The sequence below is a fragment of the Sphingomonas donggukensis genome (genome assembly GCF_023674425.1).
Taxonomy (GTDB): domain Bacteria; phylum Pseudomonadota; class Alphaproteobacteria; order Sphingomonadales; family Sphingomonadaceae; genus Sphingomonas; species Sphingomonas donggukensis.
The window spans coordinates 846,109-869,437 of record NZ_CP098401.1; the positions used below are offsets into that span (position 1 = coordinate 846,109).

Annotated in this window: 24 protein-coding genes and 1 tRNA gene; 14 read left to right on the forward strand and 11 right to left on the reverse strand. The window is 65.9% G+C overall.

What is annotated here, in order from left to right; genetic code table 11:
* Positions 1 to 235: 235 nt before the first annotated feature.
* The 3 genes from M9980_RS04105 (at position 236) to M9980_RS04115 (ending at position 5,004) form a co-directional block, all read left to right on the forward strand.
* Positions 236 to 2,398 carry a DUF5906 domain-containing protein gene (locus M9980_RS04105; RefSeq protein WP_250753645.1) on the forward strand — a complete coding sequence of 721 codons (2,163 nt, stop codon included), beginning with the start codon at positions 236 to 238 and terminating at the stop codon, positions 2,396 to 2,398.
* A gap of 394 nt (positions 2,399 to 2,792) precedes the next feature.
* Positions 2,793 to 3,245: a terminase small subunit gene (locus M9980_RS04110; RefSeq protein WP_250753648.1), complete on the forward strand. Its 453-nt coding sequence runs from the start codon at positions 2,793 to 2,795 to the stop codon at positions 3,243 to 3,245.
* Positions 3,232 to 5,004: a phage terminase large subunit family protein gene (locus M9980_RS04115; RefSeq protein ID WP_250753650.1), complete on the forward strand. Its 1,773-nt coding sequence runs from the start codon at positions 3,232 to 3,234 to the stop codon at positions 5,002 to 5,004. Before M9980_RS04110 ends, M9980_RS04115 begins: the two co-directional genes overlap by 14 nt.
* Before the next feature lie 3 nt (positions 5,005 to 5,007).
* Here the strand turns inward: M9980_RS04115 and M9980_RS04120 are convergent, their stop codons facing one another.
* The gene (locus M9980_RS04120) at positions 5,008 to 5,787 is read right to left on the reverse strand and encodes a DUF4253 domain-containing protein (RefSeq protein ID WP_250753653.1); all 780 of its coding nucleotides are present in this window, start codon (positions 5,785 to 5,787) and stop codon (positions 5,008 to 5,010) included.
* Between the two features lie 415 nt (positions 5,788 to 6,202).
* Between M9980_RS04120 and M9980_RS04125 the strand changes: the two genes are divergently transcribed.
* The 8 genes from M9980_RS04125 to M9980_RS04160 all read left to right on the forward strand — a co-directional run bounded on the left by M9980_RS04125 (position 6,203) and on the right by M9980_RS04160 (position 11,795).
* Positions 6,203 to 6,787, forward strand: a complete 585-nt coding sequence (locus M9980_RS04125) for a hypothetical protein (protein ID WP_250753656.1) — start codon at positions 6,203 to 6,205, stop codon at positions 6,785 to 6,787.
* Between the two features lie 115 nt (positions 6,788 to 6,902).
* Positions 6,903 to 8,078, forward strand: coding sequence for a phage portal protein (locus M9980_RS04130; protein ID WP_250753658.1), 1,176 nt, complete (start codon positions 6,903 to 6,905; stop codon positions 8,076 to 8,078).
* Positions 8,071 to 8,268, forward strand: a complete 198-nt coding sequence (locus M9980_RS04135) for a hypothetical protein (RefSeq protein WP_250753660.1) — start codon at positions 8,071 to 8,073, stop codon at positions 8,266 to 8,268. Before M9980_RS04130 ends, M9980_RS04135 begins: the two co-directional genes overlap by 8 nt.
* Positions 8,261 to 10,012, forward strand: a complete 1,752-nt coding sequence (locus tag M9980_RS04140) for a prohead protease/major capsid protein fusion protein (RefSeq protein WP_250753662.1) — start codon at positions 8,261 to 8,263, stop codon at positions 10,010 to 10,012. Before M9980_RS04135 ends, M9980_RS04140 begins: the two co-directional genes overlap by 8 nt.
* Before the next feature lies 1 nt (position 10,013).
* A complete protein-coding gene (locus M9980_RS04145) occupies positions 10,014 to 10,217 on the forward strand; it encodes a phage head-tail joining protein (RefSeq protein WP_250753664.1) in 204 nt (67 codons plus the stop codon).
* A gap of 1 nt (position 10,218) precedes the next feature.
* Complete coding sequence (locus M9980_RS04150; RefSeq protein WP_250753666.1) at positions 10,219 to 10,548, forward strand: DUF2190 family protein; 330 nt, start codon at positions 10,219 to 10,221, stop codon at positions 10,546 to 10,548.
* Between the two features lie 7 nt (positions 10,549 to 10,555).
* Positions 10,556 to 10,756 carry a hypothetical protein gene (locus M9980_RS04155; protein ID WP_250753668.1) on the forward strand — a complete coding sequence of 67 codons (201 nt, stop codon included), beginning with the start codon at positions 10,556 to 10,558 and terminating at the stop codon, positions 10,754 to 10,756.
* On the forward strand, positions 10,740 to 11,795 hold the full coding sequence (locus M9980_RS04160) for a site-specific integrase (RefSeq protein ID WP_250753670.1): 1,056 nt from the start codon (positions 10,740 to 10,742) through the stop codon (positions 11,793 to 11,795). Before M9980_RS04155 ends, M9980_RS04160 begins: the two co-directional genes overlap by 17 nt.
* A 57-nt stretch (positions 11,796 to 11,852) precedes the next feature.
* On the opposite strand, the gene M9980_RS04165 is transcribed toward M9980_RS04160, so the two are convergent.
* From M9980_RS04165 to M9980_RS04190, 6 genes are all read right to left on the reverse strand, one after another.
* Positions 11,853 to 11,928 (reverse strand) — tRNA-Lys (locus M9980_RS04165).
* Positions 11,929 to 12,031: 103 nt separating this feature from the next.
* Positions 12,032 to 13,153 (reverse strand): rod shape-determining protein RodA, encoded by a 1,122-nt coding sequence (gene rodA, locus M9980_RS04170; RefSeq protein WP_250753672.1) that lies wholly within the window; start codon positions 13,151 to 13,153, stop codon positions 12,032 to 12,034.
* Positions 13,150 to 15,249 (reverse strand): penicillin-binding protein 2, encoded by a 2,100-nt coding sequence (mrdA, locus tag M9980_RS04175; RefSeq protein WP_250753675.1) that lies wholly within the window; start codon positions 15,247 to 15,249, stop codon positions 13,150 to 13,152. Before mrdA ends, rodA begins: the two co-directional genes overlap by 4 nt.
* The gene (locus M9980_RS04180) at positions 15,246 to 15,686 is read right to left on the reverse strand and encodes a rod shape-determining protein MreD (protein WP_250753677.1); all 441 of its coding nucleotides are present in this window, start codon (positions 15,684 to 15,686) and stop codon (positions 15,246 to 15,248) included. Before M9980_RS04180 ends, mrdA begins: the two co-directional genes overlap by 4 nt.
* A gap of 86 nt (positions 15,687 to 15,772) precedes the next feature.
* The gene (locus M9980_RS04185; protein WP_250753680.1) at positions 15,773 to 16,645 is read right to left on the reverse strand and encodes a rod shape-determining protein MreC; all 873 of its coding nucleotides are present in this window, start codon (positions 16,643 to 16,645) and stop codon (positions 15,773 to 15,775) included.
* Between the two features lie 25 nt (positions 16,646 to 16,670).
* A complete protein-coding gene (locus M9980_RS04190; RefSeq protein WP_250753682.1) occupies positions 16,671 to 17,714 on the reverse strand; it encodes a rod shape-determining protein in 1,044 nt (347 codons plus the stop codon).
* A 147-nt stretch (positions 17,715 to 17,861) separates the two neighbouring features.
* On the opposite strand from M9980_RS04190, the gene mutL reads away from it, so the two are divergent.
* Positions 17,862 to 19,637: a DNA mismatch repair endonuclease MutL gene (gene mutL, locus M9980_RS04195; protein WP_250753683.1), complete on the forward strand. Its 1,776-nt coding sequence runs from the start codon at positions 17,862 to 17,864 to the stop codon at positions 19,635 to 19,637.
* Between the two features lie 283 nt (positions 19,638 to 19,920).
* Here the strand turns inward: mutL and rplI are convergent, their stop codons facing one another.
* The 4 genes from rplI to M9980_RS04215 form a co-directional block, all read right to left on the reverse strand.
* Positions 19,921 to 20,520, reverse strand: a complete 600-nt coding sequence (gene rplI / locus M9980_RS04200; RefSeq protein ID WP_250753685.1) for a 50S ribosomal protein L9 — start codon at positions 20,518 to 20,520, stop codon at positions 19,921 to 19,923.
* A gap of 10 nt (positions 20,521 to 20,530) precedes the next feature.
* Positions 20,531 to 20,755 (reverse strand): 30S ribosomal protein S18, encoded by a 225-nt coding sequence (gene rpsR / locus M9980_RS04205; protein WP_250753687.1) that lies wholly within the window; start codon positions 20,753 to 20,755, stop codon positions 20,531 to 20,533.
* Positions 20,755 to 21,177 carry a 30S ribosomal protein S6 gene (gene rpsF, locus M9980_RS04210; protein WP_250753689.1) on the reverse strand — a complete coding sequence of 141 codons (423 nt, stop codon included), beginning with the start codon at positions 21,175 to 21,177 and terminating at the stop codon, positions 20,755 to 20,757. Before rpsF ends, rpsR begins: the two co-directional genes overlap by 1 nt.
* Positions 21,178 to 21,338: 161 nt before the next feature.
* A complete protein-coding gene (locus M9980_RS04215; protein ID WP_250753691.1) occupies positions 21,339 to 21,728 on the reverse strand; it encodes an RcnB family protein in 390 nt (129 codons plus the stop codon).
* Positions 21,729 to 21,925: 197 nt separating this feature from the next.
* Between M9980_RS04215 and fabD the strand changes: the two genes are divergently transcribed.
* Together fabD and M9980_RS04225 are read left to right on the forward strand one after the other, a co-directional pair.
* Positions 21,926 to 22,861 (forward strand): ACP S-malonyltransferase, encoded by a 936-nt coding sequence (gene fabD / locus M9980_RS04220; protein ID WP_250753693.1) that lies wholly within the window; start codon positions 21,926 to 21,928, stop codon positions 22,859 to 22,861.
* A gap of 41 nt (positions 22,862 to 22,902) precedes the next feature.
* A complete protein-coding gene (locus tag M9980_RS04225; RefSeq protein WP_250753694.1) occupies positions 22,903 to 23,310 on the forward strand; it encodes a GxxExxY protein in 408 nt (135 codons plus the stop codon).
* Positions 23,311 to 23,329 lie beyond the last annotated feature (19 nt).

Sequence of the window (23,329 nt, forward strand, 5' to 3'; positions counted from 1 at the left end):
CCAACTGGAAAGAAAATGGCCCATGCAAGATCAAAGGCTTACGAGAGAACCGCCAACTGAAAACGCCGCCCCGCATTGCCCTCGGGGCGGCGTCAGAGATGTTCTATATCCCAGCCCTGACGCACCGTTCCGAAGGACGCCCGAGCCGGTATCTGGATACCATGCGGGCAGTCCGCTCGCAAGGCGGCTTCCCCTTACTGTGTTCCCCGACACGACCGGGCGCACCAAGCGCGCAATGTCCCGTTCGCTGGCGGAGATCGCGGATGCCATCCCGCGCCGGGTGGCGTCCCGGAAGGACGGCTTGCCCCTCATCAAGCTAGGCGCGTTCGGGGACGTGGTGTCGGCGAAAGGCTCGCTCCGCCACAACGCGAACGTGCTGGCGATCGACGGCGTAGAGGGCGATCACGACGCGGGCACGTTCACGGTGGACGATGCTGGCGCGTTGCTGGAGGCTTCCGGGCTGGCGGGCCTCATCTACACGACGCCCTCGCATCGCCCGGACAAGCCCCGCTGGCGCGTGCTGTGCCCGTTGTCGCGCTCGCATAGCCCGGAGGACCGGGAACGCCTGTGCGCCCGTCTCAACGGTGCGCTGGAGGGCGCGTTACAGGGCGAGTCCTTCGCGCTGTCGCAAACCTATTTCTATGGCCGCGTTGAGGGCGGACCCGCGCCAGACGTGCGGATGATCGACGGCACGGCGCTGGACCTTGCCGAGGAACTGGACGCCGACGCGATCGGGAAGGATGGCAAGCCATACAGGCCCGGCGCGGCGGACCCGTCGCCATTCCAGCCGGTCGCGGATGATGAGGACTTGCCGCACGTCCCCGATTGGGAGCGCATCGGGTCGGCGCTAGACGCCATCCCAGCCGATGCTCGCGACGATCGCGAAGCGTGCTGGCGCCCAATCGGCATGGCGCTCCACGCGGAAAGCCGGGGCGGCGAGCATGGCTTTGATGTGTGGGACGAATGGAGCCGTGCGAGCGGGAAATATGACGCCCGCGATCAGCGCCGGGTGTGGGACTCGTTCGGCAAGTCCAGCGGCAAGCCCGTCGCCATCGGCACGCTCTACCATCTCGCCAAGGAGCACGGCTGGGAGGAAAGCTATACCGACGATGACATTGCCCGCCTGAATGAGCGTCACGCCCTAGCGATGGTGCAGGGCAAAGCGTTGATCGCAACCGAGCGGGCGGACGGCGGCACCGATTTCAGCACCGAACGCGACCTCCACGCCTATTATGCGAATGATCGGGTGGCCGTTACCGAAAAGCGATCGGAACCGATTTCCGCGCGGTGGATGCGCCATGCTGATCGGCGCACATTCCCGAACGGCGTGGAGTTCGCGCCCGGCGGCGCTCCAGCGGGCACGCTCAATCTGTGGCGCGGCTGGAACGTGGAGCCGGACGCCAGCGGCTCTTGCAAGCTGTTCGTGCGCCATATCGTCAATGTCGTCTGCGCTGGCGACCCGGACCACGCCCGCTATGTCATCGGATGGCTGGCGCACATGGTCCAGCGGCCCCAAGCGAAGCCGGGCGTGGCGCTCGTGCTGCGAGGCCCCAAGGGCGCGGGCAAGGATACCATTGGCGAATATCTGGCGCGGATGATCGGGCGTCGCCACGCGCCGACTGTCGCCAATTCCGAGCATATCGTGGGGCGCTTCAACCGGCGCATGGAGAACGCGCTGTTGCTCCATGTGCAGGAAGGATCGTGGGCGGGAGATCGCAAGGCAGAGGAGGTCCTGAAATACCTCGTTACGTCCGAGTTCGTGGAGATCGAACGCAAGGGCATCGACTCCATCAATCTGCGGAGCGTGTTGCGCTTGTTCATCTCCGCCAACGCGGAATGGGTGGTGCCAGCGAGCCATGACGAACGCCGCTGGGCGGTGTTTGAGGTAACGGACGCCCGGAAGGGCGATGACGCCTATTTCAGTGCCCTATGGGCCGAAATGGAGGGCACCGGGCCTGCCGCTTTGCTCCACTACCTCCAGACGTTCGACCTAACCGGCTTCAACGTGCGGAAGGCCCCCGAAACCGAGGGGCTGCGGAATCAGAAACTCGCCAGCTTGCGGGGGGTGCATAGGTGGTGGTTCGAGGTCCTTAGTCGCGGCGAGGTCGGAAATCATTTCGCCGATGATGAGTGGGAGGACGGCGGGCAGACGGTCGGATGCGAGGCGTTGCGAGACGCCTATGTCATGTTCATCCGCTCCCGCCGGTATGACGGGGAGGCGCTGGACTCAGCGACGTTCGGGAAGCGGTTGCGGGAGATGCTGCCCGAACTGGACCGCAAGCGCCACGGCGGGCGGCACGATCGCACATGGGTCTATGCGCTGCCCGTTCTCGCGACGGCTCGGGATAGGTTCGCGGCATGGCTTGGCGCTCCCGTGGATTGGGAGGCCGAACAATGATCGCTAGGACACATCGGCTTTGCTGGGACACGCCTAGGACACGAAAAACCGCAGTATTACAGTGCGTTGATACCTTGTGTCCTAGGAGTCCTAGGAGTCCTAGTAGTAACTCCGCAGGGGACATCGGCGGTCAAAGCAACTGCGGACGGGCCTACTGGAAAAAAGCCTTTAGGCAATTACTCAGTGGGACACCCGTGGCACCTAGGACTCGCGTGTATTTTCAATCACTTACGCGGAGTTTTCCTAGGACACGGCTCTGGGCACACCGGGACACGGCGGGTCCTTCCCATGGGGTGGCCGTTGCGGGGACGCGGAGCCGCGACATTCCAATCACTAAAGTCAAATTAGAACGGGTTGCCTGCCTCAACTCAGTTCAACTTAAGGATTATCGCCCATGTCGATAGATCAGCGCATCGGCATTACTCAGCTTTCGGCGTTAGTCGGCGTTTCCGAAAACCGTATTCGGCAACTCTGCACTGCTGGCACGATCGAACGCGGCGAGGATGGTCAGTTCGATTTAAGAAACTCTGTTCGGGCTTATTGCGGGACCCTTCGCGAGAACGCGATGGGACGTGGCGGCCCCGGCCTCGCCGCCGAACGCGAACGGGAAGCGCGTGCCCGCGCCGACAAGCTGGAGATGCAGAACGCCGCCGCCCGGCGCGACCTCATCCCGGCGAGCGAGGTCGAGATGATGTGGGACAAGATATGTCGCCTCATCCGCGCCCGGTTCCTCGCCATGCCCGCCCGGCTCCAGCAACACTTGGCGCATCTCACGACGCACGACCTCACCCTGATCGACCGGGAGATACGCGACGCATTGAAGGAACTCGCCGATGACGACCTTTAGCCCCTCGACGTGGCGCACCCGCGAACGGGCGCTGGGGGCATTGCGACCGCCGCCCCGATTGCCGCTGTCCCAATGGATCGAGTCCAACCTCCAGCTTCCCGAGGACGTGTCCGCGCTCCCCGGCGAGGTCCGGCTATGGGAGTTCCAGCGCGGCATTGCCGATGCGATTAGCGACCCGGATATTGAACGGGTGACGTTGGTAAAGAGTGTCCGCGTCGGCCTGTCCACGCTGCTTACCGCGACGATCGGCTCCTACGTCGCGAACGAACCGTCCCCGATCCTGCTGCTATTGCCTACTGAGGCCGATTGCCGCGACTATACCGTGTCGGACATCGAGCCGATATTTGACGCCACGCCCGCGCTGTCCGGGCTGCTGAGTGCCGACGAAGGCGGGCGCAACACGCTCCTATCCCGGCGCTTCCCCGGTGGCAGCTTGAAAATCGTGGCGGCGAAGGCCCCGCGCAATCTGCGGCGGCACAACGTCCGCGTGCTGCTGATAGATGAGGCCGATGGAATGGAGCCGGGGCCGGAAGGCAACCCCGTGGTGCTGGCGGAGCGCCGCACGATGTCCTTTTCCAACCGCAAGATCGTCATGGGCAGCACGCCGACGCTTGAGGAAACCTCCAATGTGCTGCGGTCCTACGCGACGAGCGATCAGCGCATTTTTGAGGTCCCGTGCCCGGAGTGCGGCGAGTTCACCGAGATATTGTGGCAACATATCGAGTGGGAGCCGGACAAGCCCGAAACCGCCGCCTTCCGGTGCCCGCATTGCGAGGAAACGATTTCCGAACGGTTCAAGGCGGCGATGATGGCGGCGGGCCGCTGGCGTGCGACATGCCCGGACGTGAAGGGGCACGCGGGTTTTCGCATCAACGCGCTTGTCAGTCCCCATGCGAACGCAAGCTGGTCCCGGCTGGCGGCGGAGTTTCTGGCGGCCAAGGGCAGTCCCGACACCCTGCAAGTGTTCGTCAATACGATCCTAGCCCAAGGCTGGCGGGAAGAGTCGGAAGCGGTGGATGAGTCCGCGCTACAGGCGAGGGCGGAGCCGTTCGGGCTGGAGAATATGCCGCCGGACGTGCTGATCGTGACGGCGGGCGTGGATGTGCAGGACGATCGACTGGAGACAACCTTTGTGGGGTGGTCGCGAGACGCCGCGCTAATCTTGGGGCATGTCGTCATCTGGGGAAGCCCCGGGGATGACACGACATGGGCGGAACTGGACGATTTGTTGCGCACCACATGGCCGCACCCGCGCGGTGGAACGCTCCGCCTGGACTCGGCCATCATCGACTCCGGCGATGGCGGCTGGACCGAGCGTGTCTATGCGTTTTGCCGTCCGCGCTTTGGCCGCAAGATCATGGCGGGCAAGGGCGTGGCGGGCACGCGGCCTCCCGCCGCTCTGTCACAAGCCAAGGGCGTCAAACTGTTCCTGATCGGTGTGGACGGCCTGAAAGCACAAATCCTCACTCGGCTGGCGCGTGGTCGCACTATCCGGTTTTCCGACTCGCTGGAGCCGGTGTGGTATGAGCAGCTTGCGTCCGAACGGCGGGTGGTCCGCTATGTCCGGGGCCAGCCGGTGCGCCGGTTTGAGCGCAAGCCGGGGATGCGAGCGGAGGCGCTGGACTGCGTGGTCTATGCCTATGCCGCCCGCACGCTGGTTACGGCTAATCTGGACCGGCGGGAGGAAGAACTAGCGAGCGTCGGGGCTGTCCCGCCCGCCGTGAAGCCGGTTATTCGTTCGGCGTGGCTCGGGCACTGAATCTCAGTCCCACCACAGATACCACCACTCCGATTGCATCAACGTCGCCGCCAGAGCCGATATGGAACCGACGCCTTGGTCGATAATATCAGGGCAGTAGCCATATTGGTCGCGGGCTAAAGCAAGTGCGTCATCGCGATTCTTCGGGCGGCTGGTTGCCTTCAAGTTCATCGTATCGCCGTTAATCGCAACAAGTTCAGTTCCAAATCTTTGATGCCATTCTCTCAGCGCGGCAACGTGGTACTCGGGTGGAGGACACGCATTCCAATCACCCCATCTCAAATAAGCAGGCACTTCCCAACTAAACTTAGCTGGAACCAAGAGAATATGAACTTTGTCGTGAACTTTTCCCGATACTAGATCGGTTGCAATGGTTAGGCCGGGGGCCGCGTCGCCAACTTCCTTTGGCCATTCGCCGAGCGGCGCACGCAAATCTTCCGGCTGATAAGCACCTGACCATTTACGGAGATCAGCCGGAAATTGTATTTTGTTGGCAATTTCGAGGATTTGAGCGGGCGACCGCAAATCCATTCCCGGCATGTCTACGCCAGAAACTTTCGGGTCGCCCATGGTGAATTGATCCGCGATCCTTTCGAGGCCCTCGTCATCGCCGACTACCACAGGCCAGCCACGACCGGCGTCCCGGAGTTTCTGCCAAGCTGAGAGCGCCTGTGCACCCGGCACAGTGACGCGCTCATAGGTTAGGGCCGCCATCATTCGCGCATGCATCGCTTGATGGGTTGCGCGCTGTTCGGGCGTGAGGTGACTGAGATCGCGTTCCACGCCTTGAGCGTGCAACTTCCGGCCAGAGATAGTCAATGCGGTCGCTGTCAACCCGCCCAGCATCGATCGTCGGGAAAGACTCGTCATCGGCTTAGAATTGCAGACCCGCATTACAGCGGCAACGAGAAAGATGCCGGGCGGGCGAGGAGTGAACAAACCCGCCCGCCCGGCGAAGCGTCGGACTAAACGCTGGTTGACGATACGCCAGCCCGACCCCCCGAACTGCCAGATGGAATGGCTAACCATCTGACACGACGACGAAGAGACCAAAGCCCAAAATCCCGTGAGCCTTGGCAATCACGCTCCTACAGGGGCGGCAAAATGTCGTCAAGTTAAAAACCGTATCGACTCTGCGGATAGTTTGTTATATCCCTGGTATCGGGCCGAGTCGCCGCGATATTCGGGAGATAGTAAAGTGACAACCAAGTCGATTGTCAATAACAACAAGTATAGTTCGCCAGTTGCACGTGGACTAGAGTCTCATCGACTCTTGGGATATTCGCATGACGACGCGGAAAAGGGCAGTGCGCGCTTTCGCACATTCAATCGCGACGGGTTGCTGCACTCTCACGTCATCGGTGACGGCGCGGTCAAGCACGCGGTCTATCGCGGCTGTGACATTGCCGCCGGGCTGATCCTGTCGGCGCTCAATTCGGACGCTGGCGCTCAAGGCCGCGATGTCATCCGGGCGGCATCGCTCGCTTGCTACGGCTGGACCGAGTTCACGGACCCCGATCGCACTGCGACTGTCATGCACCCAATTATCGCGGCGCTGGAGGGTATCGAGCGCGGCGAACTCTGGGTCCTTCGCGTGGACGTTCGCAAGTCCGATCAGACCGGCAAGGTTGCCGTTCGCGCCGTGCTGTATGACGGCGAGGGCCGGCTGCCCGGAAATGATTTCCAGCCGGACTATCTCCCGCACGTCACGATGCTTGTGCATCTCGGACCGTTGCTGATGCCGCTTGTCGGCGCGGTGAACGGGCGCATCGGGGCGAACTGACATGGGCCTCCGCTCTTGGCTGTTTCCCGATCGTCTCCGCACGCGGGCATACGAACCCACGGCCACGCGCTGGCGGGACGAGCCCGGCTGGAACACGCTAGGGGACCGCCGGACGGTGCCGTCCAACGTCATCGCGTTGAGCGAACAACACTATGCCAGCGACGGCTATTATCGGAACGGCTGCGATGCGTGGGCAACCGCGCTCGCCGGGTCCGGGTGGGGCTTCGCGCCGCATGATCCCGACTTGCTTACCGCGTGGACGGCCTATGCCGGGAGCGCCGTGTGGGGCGGCGGCAGCTTCGACGCTCTGACTGGCGGCCTTGCCCGCGACATGGTGGTGTCCGGCGAGGGCGTTGCCATCCTCCAGCCTGATTGGACTTGGCTCCGCGTGCCGCGTGGCGTCATCGCGACCGATCACGACAACGGCACCACGATCAAAGAGGGCGTGGAGTTCATGGACGGGCGCGAGTCCGCCATCTATATTCGTCGCGACCCCGCCGCCGCCCCGGAGCGGATCGAACGCGACCGCTACGCCCGGTTGTGGCGGCAGGACTTTCCCGGACAGATACGCGGAGCGCCGTGGGGCATTGCCGTCCTCAACGCCGCCGACACGCTTGCCGATACCGAGAACGCCCTTGTCATGGGCGTGAAGGTCGCGGCGATGTTCGCCGGTATCGCGACGGATGAGAATAATGCCGCCGCCGATTTCCCGTTCGACGGCACGTCGCGCGGTAGCGTGCTGGAGAGCGGACTCGAGCCGGGCACGTTGAAGGTGCTTCCGGCGGGCTGGCGCGTCCAGTTCGCGACGCCACAACAGGCGCAACAGGCGGCGGAGTTCCTACGCCATCAACTGCACCGGATCAGCGCCGGGTTCGGCGTGCCGACCCACCTTGTCTCCAACAATCTGGCGGATGCCAACTATGGCAGCTTGCGCGGTGGCATGGTGGAGTTCTCCATGCGCGTTGAGGCGGCACAGTTCGCCACGATCGTCCCGCAATTCCTCAAACCGGCTTGGGAGGCGTTCGCAACGCGCGAATACCTCGCCGGGAACATCGCCGATCTGGCTGAGGCAAGAGCGTGCGAGTTCATCGCGCCCGCAAGGCCGTGGATCGACCCCGCGAAGGACGTTGCAGCAACTGCCGAAATGCTGCGGCTTGGCCTTACCTCCCGCCGCCGTGCCGCCGCCGAATTGGGGTGGGACATCGCCCGCCTAGACGCGGAAATCCTTGCCGACCGAGAGAGAGAAACCCGCCTTGGCCTCACGTTCAGTCAGGAGGCCCCAAGTGCATAATGTTCCCCCGCTATACCGTGTCCGCATTGAGGAACTGACCTCCAAGCGGACGGTAGTGAACACGATCCATCAAGGCCCGCTCGCCCCGGTTCTCCGGGAGGGCGGGATGCTGGAGGCCGTGGAGGAAACCGACAAGCAGACGTTTTGGCGTGTCTCCCCGCTCCAGCGGAAGGAGAACGAATATGTCTGATCTGCTTACCCGTCGCCTTCCCGCGACGATCAGCCCTGCCAGCCTCCAGCGCCATGATGACGGCACCGCGACCGTGACTGCCACGCTGTCCACGGGCGCTCCCGTGCGCCGGGCGGGTTTCGTGGAGTCGCTGGCGATCGGCCCGGACCATGTGTCCTTTGCCGCCAACATGCCGGTGCTGGACGCGCATCGCCAAACCTCAATCGGCGACGTGAAGGGCCGGGTTGAGGCCGTCCGCTTTGAGGGCGGCGCGATCGTTGCCACCTTGCGGATTAGCGACCCGCTGGCGCTCGCGGCAATCGAGCGTGGCGACATCACGGGCGTTAGCGTCGGTTATCGCGCCAGCGCTTGGAAGGATGGCCGCGACGCCGCCAACGGCCAGAAAACTCGAACGATGACGAAGTGGGAGGTCCTTGAGGTCTCTCTTGTTCCGGTTCCCGCCGACCAAAACGCAACAATCAGGAGCAATACGACTATGGAACCGGAAACGATTTCCGAGCCGGATGAGGCCGTCACCACGCGGGCCGAAATCCGCACCATCTGCCGAGCGGCAGGCATGACGCCCGAACAGGCGGACGAACTGATCGACCGTGGCGCGACTGTCACGGAAGCGCGGGCGTCGGCTTGGGAGGCATCGCAGGCCCGCCGCCCCGTCATCATCGTGGGCCGCTCCAGCGAGGACCCGGCGATCGTGCGCGGCTATCAGGCGGAAGCCTTGGCAGCGACCTACACGGGCGCGGAGCCGAGCGATGGCGCACGGCAGTATATGGGCCTTGGGATGCACGACCACATGCGGTTGTGCCTTACGCGGAGCGGCGAGTCCGGCGTGCAGACGATGGGCGCGGACGCGCTTGTCACCCGCGCGATGGGCACCACGTCCGATTTCCCGATCACTCTGGACGACGCGGGCACCCGCATCGTGCTGGCGTCTTATCGGGCAGCGGAGTCGCCGCTCAAGAGCATCGGCGTCCAGCGCAACCTCCCCGATTTCCGCGAAGCGACGGCCATCCGCACGGGTGGTTTGCCGACGCTGAAAAAGGTGACGGAAGCTGGCGAGATCAAGCACGTCACCATCCCGGAGAGCGGCGAAAAGTTCAAGCTGGACACCTATGCCAGCATCTTTGGGCTGACCCGCCAAGTTCTCATCAATGATCGTTTCGGCGTGCTTGGCGACTTTGCCCGCAATGCCGGTAACGCGGCGGCGGCAACGGAACGCGAGTTGCTGTTGTCGGTGCTGCTGGAAACCGCTGGAGCGGGTCCGGCGATGAGCGATGGCAAGGCGCTGTTCCATGCGGACCACGGCAACCTTGGCATTGCCGCCGCCCCGGACGTGGACGAACTGTCGGCGGCACGTCTCGCCATGCGCGTGCAGACCGGACTCGATGGCGTCACCCGGATCAGCGTGGCTCCCAAGTATCTGGTGGTCGCGGCTGATCTGGAGACCAAGGGCGAACAACTGCTTGCGGCGCTGGCGGCGGCGAAGGTGGACGATGCCAACCCGTTCTCCGGGAAGCTGACGCTCCTCGTGGAGCCGGGCTTGCCGGAAGGCGCGTGGTATCTTTTCGCGGACCCGGCTCAAGTGCCGACGCTCGCCTATGGGTATCTGTCCAGCGCGCCGGGGCCGCAACTGGCGTCCCGCGACGGGTGGGACGTTCTCGGGCGTGAGTGGCGCGTGGTCCTTGATTTCGGGGCCGGTGCGATCGACTGGCGCGGCGCTTACCGCAACCCCGGCGAGGCGCTGTAACGTGGCGACGCTCGCCGAACTCCAAGCATGGCGCGCGTCGCTATTCGAGGCCCGGATGCAAGGCGTGCGCGCCTTCACCGACCAGAACGGCGAGCGCGTCGAGTTCAATTCGGATCGTGAGATGGCGGCGGCAATAGCCGCCTGCGATCGGGAGATTGCGGGCCACAGCCGTCCTCACACCATCGTTTTTCGGAAAGGAATGTAAGATGCGAAACTATGTGCAGCGTGGCGACACGCTAGACATTGTTGCCGCCGCCGCCGTGGCGTCGGGCGATGTCGTCATCAAGGGTGCGATCGTCGGCGTCTCCAACGTGGACGCGGAAATAGGCGATACGTTCGCGCTGGACGTGGTGGGCGTGTTCACGCTCCCCAAGGTCGCGGCGCTCGCCATTGGACAGGGCGATGTCGTTTATTGGGACAGTGCCAACGGCGTTGTGACCAAGACGGCGGGCGGCAACACCAAGCTGGGCGTGGCGACCGAGGCCGTCCCGAACCCGAGCGCCAGCGTTGCCGTGCGCCTCAACGGGGCCTTTTGAGGCCGCGATGACAGCGAAGCGCGCCACGTTCCGGCAAGCCGATCTGACTCGTGCGGTGAAAGCCGTGCGGGCGGCGGGCTTGGACGTGGCGCGTGTCGAAATAGACACTGACGGGAAAATCGTTCTGGTGCAGTCTAAGGAAACGATTTCCGATCAGATGAGTCCGTTGGACCAGTGGAAGGCAAAGCGCGATGCGCGTTCGGCTTAAAGGCATCAACCGCATTACCAAGCGGCTCGCGGACGGCTCCAGCGTCACCTATTATTATGCTTGGAAGGGCGGCCCGCGACTTGAGGGCACGCCCGGCTCCCCCGAGTTTCACGCGGCCTACAACGCCGCCGTTGCTACCCGCCGTGTCGCGCCGGAAGGGCAATTGCAGTCTGTGCTAGACCGTTTCCAGCGGGCATCGGATTTCCTCGACCTCGCCGAAAAGACGCGGGCCGATTACAAGAAACACATCAAGGCGATTGAAGCGGAGTTCGGGGACTTCCCGATCAGCGCGCTTTTGGATCGCGGCTCGCGTGGCGTGTTCCTCGACTGGCGCGACCGCATCGGCGTCACGTCCCGCCGCCAAGCGGATTATCGTTTCAGCGTTCTGGCGCGCATCCTGTCGTGGAGTTTCGATCGCGGCCTAGTGCCGCTCAACCCGTGCGAGCGCCCCGGACGGCTCTATCGCTCCGGGCGTGCTGATAAGACGTGGACCGACGCCGACGCGGCGGCCTTCTATGCCAAGGCCCCGAAACATCTACATCTCGCCCTCACGCTGGCGCTCTGGACCGGGCAGCGGCAAGGCGACCTCCTACGGCTTACGTGGAGCGCCTATGACGGCTCCCATATCCGGGTGGTGCAGGGCAAGACGGGCGTGCGCGTGGTGGTGCCGGTTGGCGAACCGCTCCGGGAGGCGCTGGACGCCGCCAAGCCGGCACTGGCGAGCATCCCCGAGGGCAAGCCGCGCCCCATGACGATCCTCGCGACCGAGGGCGGCACGGCATGGACCGAATCCGGCTTCCGGGCATCGTGGCGCAAGGCGTGCGAAAAGGCTGGCGTGTCCGGCGTCACCTTCCACGATCTACGCGGCACGGCTGTTACCCGGCTGGCGATAGCGGGATGCACGGTGCCGGAAATCGCTTCTCTGACGGGCCATTCCATGAAGGACGCGGAGACGATCGTGGCGCATTACATGAAGCGCGATCAGGCTCTAGCGGAGAGCGCAATTCGGAAGCTGGAGGGGAGGAAAACTCCCAACTGAACGCCCAACTGCTTTGACCGAGTCCGATGAAAGCCGGAAAAAAGCCAGTAAAAACAATGGTGGACGCACTTGGGCTCGAACCAAGGACCCGCTGATTAAGAGTCAGCTGCTCTACCAACTGAGCTATGCGTCCATGACCGGAGGATGGTGCAGCCGGTAAAGGCCGCGCCCGCGATCGGGAGGGCGCTCGGTACCATCGGCGCTAGGGATTGCAACCCCTTTCTCGCAGAAAAACGCTACCAGCCGCCCGGATGGCGTCGATTGCCGCGGTCGATCGACATCAACATGCCGAGGCAGATCAGCGTCGTCATCTGCGCCGATCCACCGAAACTGACCAGGGGCAGCGGGATGCCGACCACCGGCGCCAGGCCCATGACCATCATCAGGTTGATCGCGACGTAGAAGAACAGGGTGGTGGCAAGGCCCGCGGCGGCCAGCCTCTCGAACCGTCCGCTCGCGCGCACGCCGACCATCACGCCCCAGCGGATCAGGATCATGAACGCCGCGATGATGAAGAAGCCGCCCAGCAGCCCCCATTCCTCCGCCATCGTCGCAAAGGCGAAGTCGGTGTGCCCCTCGGGCAGATAGTCGAGATGGCTCTGGCTGCCGTTCAGGAAGCCCTTGCCGGTCAGTCCGCCCGATCCGATCGCGATCTTCGACTGGCTGATGTGGTAGCCGGTGCCGAGCGGATCGCTTTCGGGGTCGAGGAAGATGAGGATGCGGTTGCGCTGGTAATCGTGGAGGACGTAGTTGATCGCGAGCGGCACCGACACCGCGAACAGCAGCGCGCCGCCGATGAACAGCCGCAGCGGCACGCCCGCCAGGAACATGATCGTCACGCCGCCCATCGCGATCATCAGCCCGGTGCCGAGATCGGGCTGGGTCATCACCAGCAGGAACGGCATGCCGATCAGGACGCCCGCAGGGATCAGGCTCGGCAGGCGCCGGGTCTCCGCCGGGGGCAGCATGTCGTAGAAACGCGCCATCGCCAGCACGATCGCGGGCTTCATCAGTTCGGAGGGTTGCAGGCGGATGAAGCCGAGGTCGAGCCACCGCTGGCTGCCGCCGCGCACCGCGCCGAGCAGCTCGACGAGCACCAGCATCACCAGCAGCACCCCGTAGGCCGGGAACGCGGCGCTTTTCCACACCGACGTCGGCACGCGCGACATCAGCACGGCAAGGCCGAGGAACGCGGCGAACTTGACCGCCTGGGGCAGCGCCCACGGCGTCATATGGCCGCCGGCGGCGGAGAAGAGCACGACAAGGCCGAAGCCCCCGATCGCGAGCACCAGGAACAGGATCTTCCACGGAAGCTGGGCGAGGGGCGCGGGGACGAAGCCGCGGACGGGCGCCTTCATCGCGCGTCGCCCGACTGGGCGTTGCCGGCGGGCGCGTCGTCCTCCAGCGGCAATTCGGCGGTGCGGCCCTCGGCAACCCCCGTCGTGGGCGTGGTCGCGTTCGAAGCCTCGATCGCGGCATCGACGACGTTGCTCGCCTCTGCCGCCGCATCCTCGGGCGGCAGCGGAGAGGACGCGGCGGGCGCGTTCGCCGCGTTGAACGCGGTTTGCTGCGCCGACATGCGGGTGCGGATGTCGCCGCCCCATGTCGGCTCGACCTCCTCCAGGCTTTTCATCGCGCGGTCGCGGTCGAACAGATAGGTCATGATGTCGCGCCCGGTCAGCGGCGTGTCGAGATTACGCACGGTATGGCCGTTGTGTTCGAGCACGATCGCGGCGGCGTAGCGCGGGTTTTCGGCGGGCGCGAAGCAGATGAAATGGGCGTGGTCGCGCAGCTTGAAGGGCAGCTGCCCGTTCGACAGCACGCCGCTGCGCCGCTCGGCCATCGTGATGCGGCGGACCTGCGCGGTGCCGGTCTTTGCTGCCATCTCGATCCCCGGTACCTGCAACCGAGAGGCGCCGCCGGTGCCGCCGCTGACCACCGCCGCCATCGCCTGACGAACCAGGGCGAGATTCTCGGGCTTGAACGGCAACGCCGCGGGGCTGCGATCGACGCGGGCGGACAGCAGCGCCGGCTGGATCATCCGCCCCGATGCGAGCCGCGCCGCCATGACCGCCATCTGCAGCGGGTTGGCGAGCACATAGCCCTGGCCGATCGAGGCGTTGAGCGAATCGGCGACGGTCCAGCCGGTCTTGTATTTCTTCTGCTTCCACGCGCTGTCGGGGACCGTGCCGTATCGCTGGCTGGTGAAGGGCAGGTCGAATTTCTGGCCGAGCCCCATCGCCCGCGCGACGGGAGCGACGCGGTCGTAGCCCAGGCGGCGGATCATCTCGTAGAAATAGATGTCGCAGCTTTGCGCGATCGCGCCCTGCAGGTCGAGCGGGCCGTGGCCGCGCCTCTTGTGGCAGTGGAAGATGCCGTTGCCGACGCGCATCGCACCCGAGCAATAGACGCGCTCCGCGGGGCTCACCCCGGCTTCGAGCAGCGCCAGGCCGTTCATCGGTTTCACGGTCGATCCCGGCGGGTAGAGGCCCTGCAGCACTTTGTTCATCAGTGGGACGTGGTCGTCCTCCGACAGCATCTTCCATTCGTTGTGGCTGATGCCGTCCGAAAAGCTGTTGGGGTCGTAGGCGGGCATCGACACCATCGCCAGGATTTCCCCGGTCCAGCAGTCGAACACGACCGCAGAGCCCGAGTTGGTGCCGAGGCGTCGCGCGGCATATTCCTGAAGCCCCGCATCGATCGTCAGGCGGACGGTGCGCCCCGGCGTATCGGGTCGGGTCTCGAGTTCGCGAACCAGCTTGCCGCGCGCGGTGACCTCGATCCGCTTCGCCCCGGGCTTGCCGCGTAGCAGCGGCTCCAGCGTCCTTTCCAGCCCGTCCTTGCCGAACTTGAACCCCGGCGTGACGTACAGCGGGTCGCGCGTCTCCTTATACTGTTCGGCGGTCGCCGCACCGACATAGCCGGTCAGGTGCGCGACGGCGGCGCCGGCGGGATAGTTGCGCGAAAAGCCGCGGGTGGGCGCAACGCCGGGCAGCTCGGGCAGCCGCACGCTGACCGCGGCGAACCGGTCCCAATCTAGGTTCTCGGCGACCTGCACGGGGCGGAAGCCGGCGGACTTCTTCAGCTCTGCGTCGATCCGTCCGCGTTCGTCGGGGGGCAGCGCCAGGATCTGCGTCAGCATGCCGACCACCCGGTCCTTGTCCTCGACCCGGTCGGGGATTAGGTCGACGCGGAAATCGGTGCGGTTGTTGGCGATCGGCGCGCCGTGCCGGTCGACGATCCAGCCGCGCCGGGGCGGCACCAGCGTCAGGTTGACGCGGTTGCTTTCCGACATGAGCGAATAATGCTCGTTCTCGGCTACCGCCAGCCAGGCCATGCGCCCGGCAAGCAGCGTGCCGACCCCGATCTGGAGGCCCGACAACATCATCGCGCGGCGGGTGAAGGTGAAGCCCTGCGCCGCGTCGGTGGCGATGCGGGAGCCGGTCCCGATCATCGCTGGTATCGCCGCCTGCGCGCATCGAGCCGCGCGCAGACGAGTGCCGCGAGCGGGTAGAGGGCGACCGACACGATGATCTGGATTAGGACCACGGTATCCACATGCGCCCGAAGCGGGCTCGCGACCAGCCTCGCCGCGACCAGGCAGAAGGCGACGGCGCCGCCCGCCACCACCCAGTCATGCGGGAAATCGCGCCACACCAGGCGGTTGTCGATGATGTCGATGACGATGAAGGTGATCGTCCACAACGCCATCGCGCTGCCCAGCGGCTGGCCGCTCAGCAGATCGTCGAACAGCCCGAGGCCGAGCGGACCCCAGCTCGGGAACACCTCGGCATCGCGCAGTCGCCATGCCAGCAGCATCAGCAGCCCGAACGGCGGCATCCACGGCACGTTGGCGACCACCGGCACGATCGTCAGCAGCGATGCGGTCATGATGCTCAGCGAGGCGATGACCGTGCGCCGCCGTGGCGACGGCGGAGCGTCGAACGGGGAGCGGGGGCGGGGGCGGGGGCGGGGGATCACTTGGCCGCCGGCGGCTGGGGGCGCGGCAGCGGCGGCAGGAACGGCTGCTGCACGGTCGCGAAATCGAGCGAATCGGGATTGGCGAGCATCCGCGCGATGGCGGTGTCGCGGGAATTGGCGAGGACGCGCGCGACCGGGATGTCGGGGGGATAGAGTCCGCCGGTGCCCGAAGTGACGAACAGGTCGCCGGCCTGGAACGGCGCATTGGCGGCACTCGCCGCGCGCACGTCGAGCTGGCCGTCGCCCCGCCCGGACACGATCGCGGGCAGGCCGTCGCGGGTGCGGCGCACCGGCACGATGCTCTCGGCATCGGACAGCAGCAGGATGCGCGCCGCGTTGGGGCCGGTTTCCAGCACGCGCCCGATCAGCCCCTCGGGCCCGCGCACCGGCTGCCCGGGCTCGACGCCCTGACGGTTGCCGGCGTTCAGAGTCGCGAAGCGGCGCGTGCTCGCCGCGGTCGAGCTCACCAGCCGCGCCGTCGTGATCGTCACGCCGCCGACGTCACGCACCCTGAGCAGCGCGCGCAGGCGGCGGTTTTCCTGGTTGATGGTGCGCGCACGCAGCACGATCGCATGTTCGTCGGCCAGTTGCTTGCGCAAGGCCCTGATCTTGTCGGCGCCGCCGAAATAGTCGGTGATCCCGCCGGGCACGGTCGCCGCGCGGCGCAGGCCCGCCAGCGCGCTCGACACCGGCGTCGTGATCTCCGCCACCCCAGAACGGAAAGCCGCGAACGCCGGCGGATTGAACGACGACAATAGGACGAGGATCAGGCCGACGACGACGCCCGACGCCGCCGCGACATAGCCGATGAACACGCCATATTGCGCGCGCCGGGAAAACCCCGTCCGCCGTGACAGTGGCGGCGCCATCGTCCCGCCTCCCCCTGCTGGTTCGTCAGACCGAAATCAGGACGCCGCGGAACTGCGGATCCTCGAGCGCGCGACCGGTGCCGAGCGCGACGCAGGTCAGCGGATCCTCGGCGACAGTCACCGGCAGGCCGGTTTCGTCGCGCAGCACTTCGTCGATGCCCTGCAGGAGCGCGCCGCCACCGGTCAGGACGATGCCCTGGTCGACGATGTCGGCGGCAAGCTCGGGCGCGGTATTCTCGAGCGCGATGCGGACGCCCTCGACGATGGTGCCGACCGGTTCGCTCAGCGCCTCGGCGATCTGGCCCTGGTTGATCTGGATTTCCTTCGGCACGCCGTTCACCAGATCGCGGCCCTTGATGTGCAGCGTCAGGCCGATGCCGTCGGCGGGCGGCTTGGCGATACCGACTTCCTGCTTGATCCGCTCGGCGGTGGCTTCGCCGATCAGCAGATTGTGGTTGCGGCGGACGTAGCTGACGATCGCTTCGTCCATCTTGTCGCCGCCGACCCGCACCGAAGTGGAATAGGCAAGGCCGCGCAAGCTCAGCACCGCGACTTCGGTGGTACCGCCGCCGATGTCGACGACCATCGACCCGATCGGCTCGGTCACCGGCATGTCGGCGCCGATCGCGGCGGCCATCGGCTCCTCGATCAGGAAGACCTGGCTAGCGCCCGCGTTCGATGCCGCATCGCGGATCGCGCGCCGCTCGACGCTGGTCGAGCCGGAGGGCACGCAGATCACGATCTGGGGCCAGCGCATCATCGACTTGCGGCCGCCGTGGACCTTGCGGATGAAGTGCTTGATCATCTCCTCGGCGACGTCGATGTCGGCGATGACGCCGTCGCGCAGCGGGCGGATCGCCTCGATCGAGCCGGGGGTCTTGCCCATCATCAGCTTGGCGTCGTCACCGACCGCGCGGACCTTCTTGACGCCGTTGATCGTCTCGATCGCGACGACCGACGGCTCGTTCAGCACGACACCGCGGCCCCGTACATAGACCACCGTGTTGGCGGTGCCGAGGTCGATCGCCATGTCGTGGGACATGAATTTGAAGAAACGCGAGAACACCATCAATTCTTCCGTTCTCTTGGCCGCGGGCAGGCCCGCCGCGGCAGTTCGCACAAAAAGACGCCCGCATCCGCCGCAGCCGGAAAATCCAGCTCCGATGCATGCGGATACGGGTCGCGGGATGCCGCCGCTTGGGCTACAGCTTGCCCCATGTCAATACGGCGCCTCCCAGAGCATCTCGTCAACCGGATCGCCGCCGGGGAGGTGGTGGAACGCCCCGCGTCCGCGGTGAAGGAACTGGTCGAAAATGCGATCGACGCAGGCGCGGCACGGATCGTCGTGCGTTTGGCCGCCGGCGGCGCCGACCTGATCGAAGTGACCGACGATGGCTGCGGCATGGCACCCGCCGACATGGCGCTCGCGCTGGAACGGCACGCTACCTCCAAGCTGCCCGACGAGGCGATCGAAGCGGTCGAAACGCTCGGTTTTCGCGGCGAAGCGCTGCCCTCGATCGCGAGCGTTGCGCGGCTGACGCTCGAAAGCCGGGTGCGCGGCCACGACGGGTGGCAGCGCGTGGTCGATAACGGCGTAGTCGAGCATGAGGGGCCGGCGGCACTGCCCCCCGGCACCCGCGTCCGCGTCGAATCGCTGTTCGCGCGCGTGCCCGCCCGCCGCAAGTTCCTGCGCAGCCCGCGCGCGGAGTATGCCGCCTGCCTCGACGTGGTGCGAAGGCTGGCGATGGCGCGGCCCGACATCGCCTTCATGCTGGAGCATGACGGCCGCCGCGGCCTGGGCGTGCAGACCGACGAATCGCGGCCCGCGCGGGTCGCGGCGCTCACCGACCGCGACCTGGCCGACAACAGCGTCGCTATCGATTTCGAGCGCGAGGGATTGCGGCTGGGCGGGGTCGCCGGGCTGCCGACCTTCCACCGCGGGATCGCCGACCACCAGTATCTGTTCGTCAATGGGCGCCCGGTGAAGGACCGCCTGCTGATCGGCGCGATCCGCGGCGCCTATGCAGAGATGATGCCGCGCGACCGCCATGCCGTCGTCGCGCTGTTCCTCGACGTGCCCGCCGACGTGGTCGACGTGAACGTCCACCCGGCCAAGACCGAAGTCCGCTTCCGCGACCCCGCGCTGGTCCGCGGGCTGATCGTCAGCGGCCTGCGCCGCGCCCTCGACGCCGCCGGTCACCGCGCTGCGCAACGCCCGAACGGTGCTGCGCTCGGCGCGTGGCAGGCCGAGCCCGTGCCGGCGCGGATCGAAACACCGTGGGGCGGGCTCGACCTGCTCGAGCGTCCCGCGAGTGCTGGCTATGCGAGCTTCCACGAACACCGCCCGAGCTTCGCCCCGCCGCCGATGGCGCGCGCCGAGCCGGCGTGGGCACCGCCCCCTGAGGCCAACGACTATCCGCTCGGCGTCGCGCGCGGCCAGGTCGCCAAGACCTATATCGTCGCCGAGGCCGCCGACGGCCTGGTGCTGGTCGACCAGCACGCCGCGCACGAGCGCCTGGTTCTGGAGCGCATGCGCCGCGCAGTCGCCGACGGCGGGGTGGCCGCCCAAGCGCTGCTGCTCCCCGAAGTCGTCGAGCTCGACGAACCGGCGTGCGACCGGTTGGAGGCGCGGATCGGCGAACTCGCCGACTTCGGCCTCGACCTCGAACGCTTCGGTCCGCGCGCGATGCTGGTCCGCGCGACGCCGGCGCTGCTGGGGGCGGGCGACGTCAGCGGCCTCGTCACCGACCTCGCCGACGAACTCGCCGCGTTCGATGAAGCGCTTTCATTGAAGGAACGCCTCGACCACGTCGCCGCGACGATGGCCTGCCACGGCTCGGTCAGGGCAGGGCGGGTGCTGTCGGTCGCGGAAATGAACGCGCTGCTCCGCGAGATGGAAGTTACCCCGCACTCGGGCCAGTGCAATCATGGGCGCCCGACCTGGGTGAAGCTGGCGCACGGCGATATCGAGAAGCTGTTCGGACGGAAGTGACCTGAGACGCAATGTGTCTGGCCCGACGTCCTCGTGACGCCACCCGTTCATCCTTATGCAACCTTTTCCCGCGGCGCGCATTATCGCATTCAAACAACGGATCCGCGTCATGAAACAGATTTTCCCGCTCGTTCTTGCACTTATCCCGCTCGCCGCCGTGGTCGGTGCGTGCGTGACCTGCCCCTGATCGCGGCTCGCCCCCATCGGCCCGATCAATGAAAAGGGCGCCGCCTGCGGGATGCAGGCGGCGCCCTTTTTTCGTTCGCGGTCAGGCGGGTGAGCGTTAGCCCTCCGCCTGCTCCGGTGCCGCGTCCGACTGGACCTCGGCGGTCGCGCCCGGCTCGGCGTTGGGATCGTAATCCTCGATGAAGCCGGCCTCGTCCTTTTCGAACATCGCCGCCATCACGTCGACGCCGGATGCCTGCATCTCGGCCTCTTCGGGCGAGCGGGCGACGTTGACCTTGACGGTCACCGACACTTCGGGGTGCAGCGCGACGCTGACTTCGTACACGCCGATCGCCTTGATCGGCTTGTTCAGCACGACCTGCGACTTGGTGACCTTGTGACCGTCGGCGACCAGCGCCTCGACCAGATCGCGCACCGCGACCGAGCCGTACAGCTGGCCGGTGTTCGATGCCTGACGGATTAGGGTAACGGTTGCGTCCTCGAAGGTCTTGGCTTCCTTCTCGGCCTCGCCGCGGCGGTTGGCGTTGTCCGATTCGATGCGGGCGCGGTTGGCCTCGAAGACCTTCTTGTTGGCCTCGTTGGCGCGCATCGCCTTCTTGTTGGGGAGGAGGAAGTTGCGGGCGAACCCGTCCTTCACCTTCACCACGTCGCCGATGGCGCCGAGCTTCTCGACGCGCTCAAGCAGAATGACGTCCATGTGGCGCTCCTTACTTAACGATGTAGGGCAGCAGGCCCAGATGACGCGCGCGCTTGATGGCCTGGGCCAGCTCGCGCTGCTTCTTTGCGCTCACGCTCGTGATGCGCGACGGGACGATCTTGCCACGCTCGGACACGAAGCCCTGGAGCAGGCGGACGTCCTTATAGTCGATCCGGGGTGCGTCCTTCGCGGAGAAGGGGCAGCTCTTGCGGCGACGGAAAAATGCGCGGGCCATTACTCTGCTCCCTCTTGCGCGTCACGACGGGGACGATCGCCACGATCCGGACGGTCGCCACGGCCACCTTCACGCTCGCCGCGGCGCTCACGGTCGCGCTCCTGCTTGCGCATCATCACAGTCGGGCCCTGCTCGAGCTCGTCGACCTTGACGGTCATGTAGCGGATGACGTCTTCGTTGATCTGGGTCTGGCGCTCCAGCTCGGCGACGACGTCGCCGGGGGCGTCGATCTCGAGCATCACGTAATGCGCCTTGCGGTTCTTGGCGATGCGATACGCCAGGCTGCGCAGGCCCCAGGTCTCGGTCTTGACGACCTTGCCCTTGTGATCCTCGACGATCTTGGTGGCGGCTTCCGCCAGTGCGTCCACCTGCGCCTGTGCCAGATCCTGGCGCGCAAGGAAGACGTGCTCGTAAAGAGCCATGCTTTCTTCTCACTGTTGGCCGATCGCTGACGCCCGCACCATGCGAGACGCCCCTCCGGCTGTCGTCTGTCTCAAACAGCCAAGGGGCGGAGGAGACATGCTCATCCGCCCCGACTGTGTCCGTGCCCATACGGGTTTTCACCCGAAAGGCAAGGGTCGCCTTAGTTGAACGCGCCGGCCAGGACCGCGGCGATCACGCCGGTTGCCGCCGTGATCAGGATCGCGTCGTTGCCCGACTGGACCCACTGCTGCCCGCGCTGGGGCGCATAGAGGCGGCGGTTCTGATACGCACGCCAGTTGCTCACCTGGCGATAGTTGCGGGCCTGCGCGCGGTTGAAGCGCTCACCCTTGCGCCAGTTGCTGCGATAGGTGACGCGGGCCGGCTGGCGCACGTTTTGGCGCTTCACGGTCGTCTTCTTCACCACGACGTTGCCGTTCTGCTTGTAGCGCACCGTCTCGGTATGGCGCGCCTGTGCGGCGGCGGGCGCGGCGGCGACGATCGGGCCGGCGATCATGCTGGTGGCCAGGGCTGCGATCAGGAATTTCTTCACGAGTGTTCTCCTCTTCATCCGGGCGCCACGTCGGCGTCGATCCGGAATGTGGGGCACAACCGTCGCAGCCCCGTCCCGGGTCCGCACGAAATGGTCGCAGTTTGTCGCAGGCGGGCGGACAACGCTGACGATCCGTTCAGCTTGCCACCGCGCGCCGCCCTGCCTAGTCCGCCCGCTTCGGAATTCGGAGACAATCGATGCGCGCTTTCATCTTCCCCGGGCAGGGCAGCCAGTCGGTCGGCATGGGCAGTGCGCTCGCCGCCGCCAGCCCGTACGCGCGCGAGGTGTTCCAGGAGGTCGACGACGCGCTCGGCCAGAAACTGTCGGCGCTGATGGCCGAAGGCCCGGAAAGCGACCTGATGCTGACCGAGAATGCCCAGCCAGCGATCATGGCGAATGCCATCGCCGTGCTGCGCGTGCTGGAGCGGGAAGGCGGCGTGCGGCTGTCCGAAAAGGCGGATTACGTCGCGGGCCACTCGCTCGGCGAATATACCGCGCTGTGCGCCGCGGGCGCGCTCGACCTGGCGACCACGGCCCGGCTGCTCAAGCTGCGCGGTCGGGCGATGCAGGCGGCGGTGCCGGTCGGCGAAGGCGCGATGGCGGCGATCCTGGGCGCCGACCGCGACAAGGCGCAGGCGATCGCCGATGCCGCGGCGGAGGGCGAAGTCTGCACCGTCGCCAACGACAACGATCCGTCGCAGGTCGTGATCTCGGGCGCGAAGGCCGCCGTCGAGCGTGCGGTGCCGCTGGCCAAGGAGATGGGCGCCAAGCGTGCTGTCATCCTGCCGGTGTCGGCACCGTTCCACTGCCCACTGATGCAGCCCGCCGCGGATGCGATGGCCGCCGCGCTTGAGGGGGTCGCGCTCCACGCACCGCTGGTTCCCGTATTCGCCAACGTCACCGCAGCCCCGGCCAGCGACCCGGACGTCATCAAGGCACTGCTGGTCGAACAGGTGACGGGCATGGTCCGCTGGCGCGAATCGGTGATCGCGATGTTCGGGGCGGGCGTGCACGATTTCGTCGAACTGGGCGGCAAGGTGCTCGGCCCGATGGTAAAACGCTCCGCCCCGGACGCGACCACGACGAGCGTGGTGACGATGGACGACATCGAGGCGCTGCTCAAAGGGCTTTGAATAAGGCAGAAACGGTTCAGGGAAGGCGCAAAGGCGCGAAGATGGACGAGCTTGAGGCCATCGCATCCGACGTTGTCGATGCCGCGCTATTGCTACACCGTCAGATCGGGCCGGGCTTGCTCGAAAGCGTTTACGAGACGTTGCTCGCCGCCGAACTCGGGCGGCGTGGGCACAAGGTCTTGCGGCAGCAACCGATCGACTTTTCTTTCAACGGCATGCGGTTCGATGCAGCCTTTCGCGTGGACCTCATCGTCGGCTCGAGGATGATCGTCGAGGTGAAATCGGTCGAGCGCCTGACGGGGGTACACGTCAAGCAATTGCTGACGTACTTGCGTCTGATGGAGCAGCCCCTCGGGCTGCTCATTAATTTTGGAGGCGAGACACTCAAGGAAGGTTTGCGACGCGTCGTGAACACGCACAACAGCTTTGCGCCTTCGCGCCTTCCCTGAACCGTTTTTTTCTGTTTTC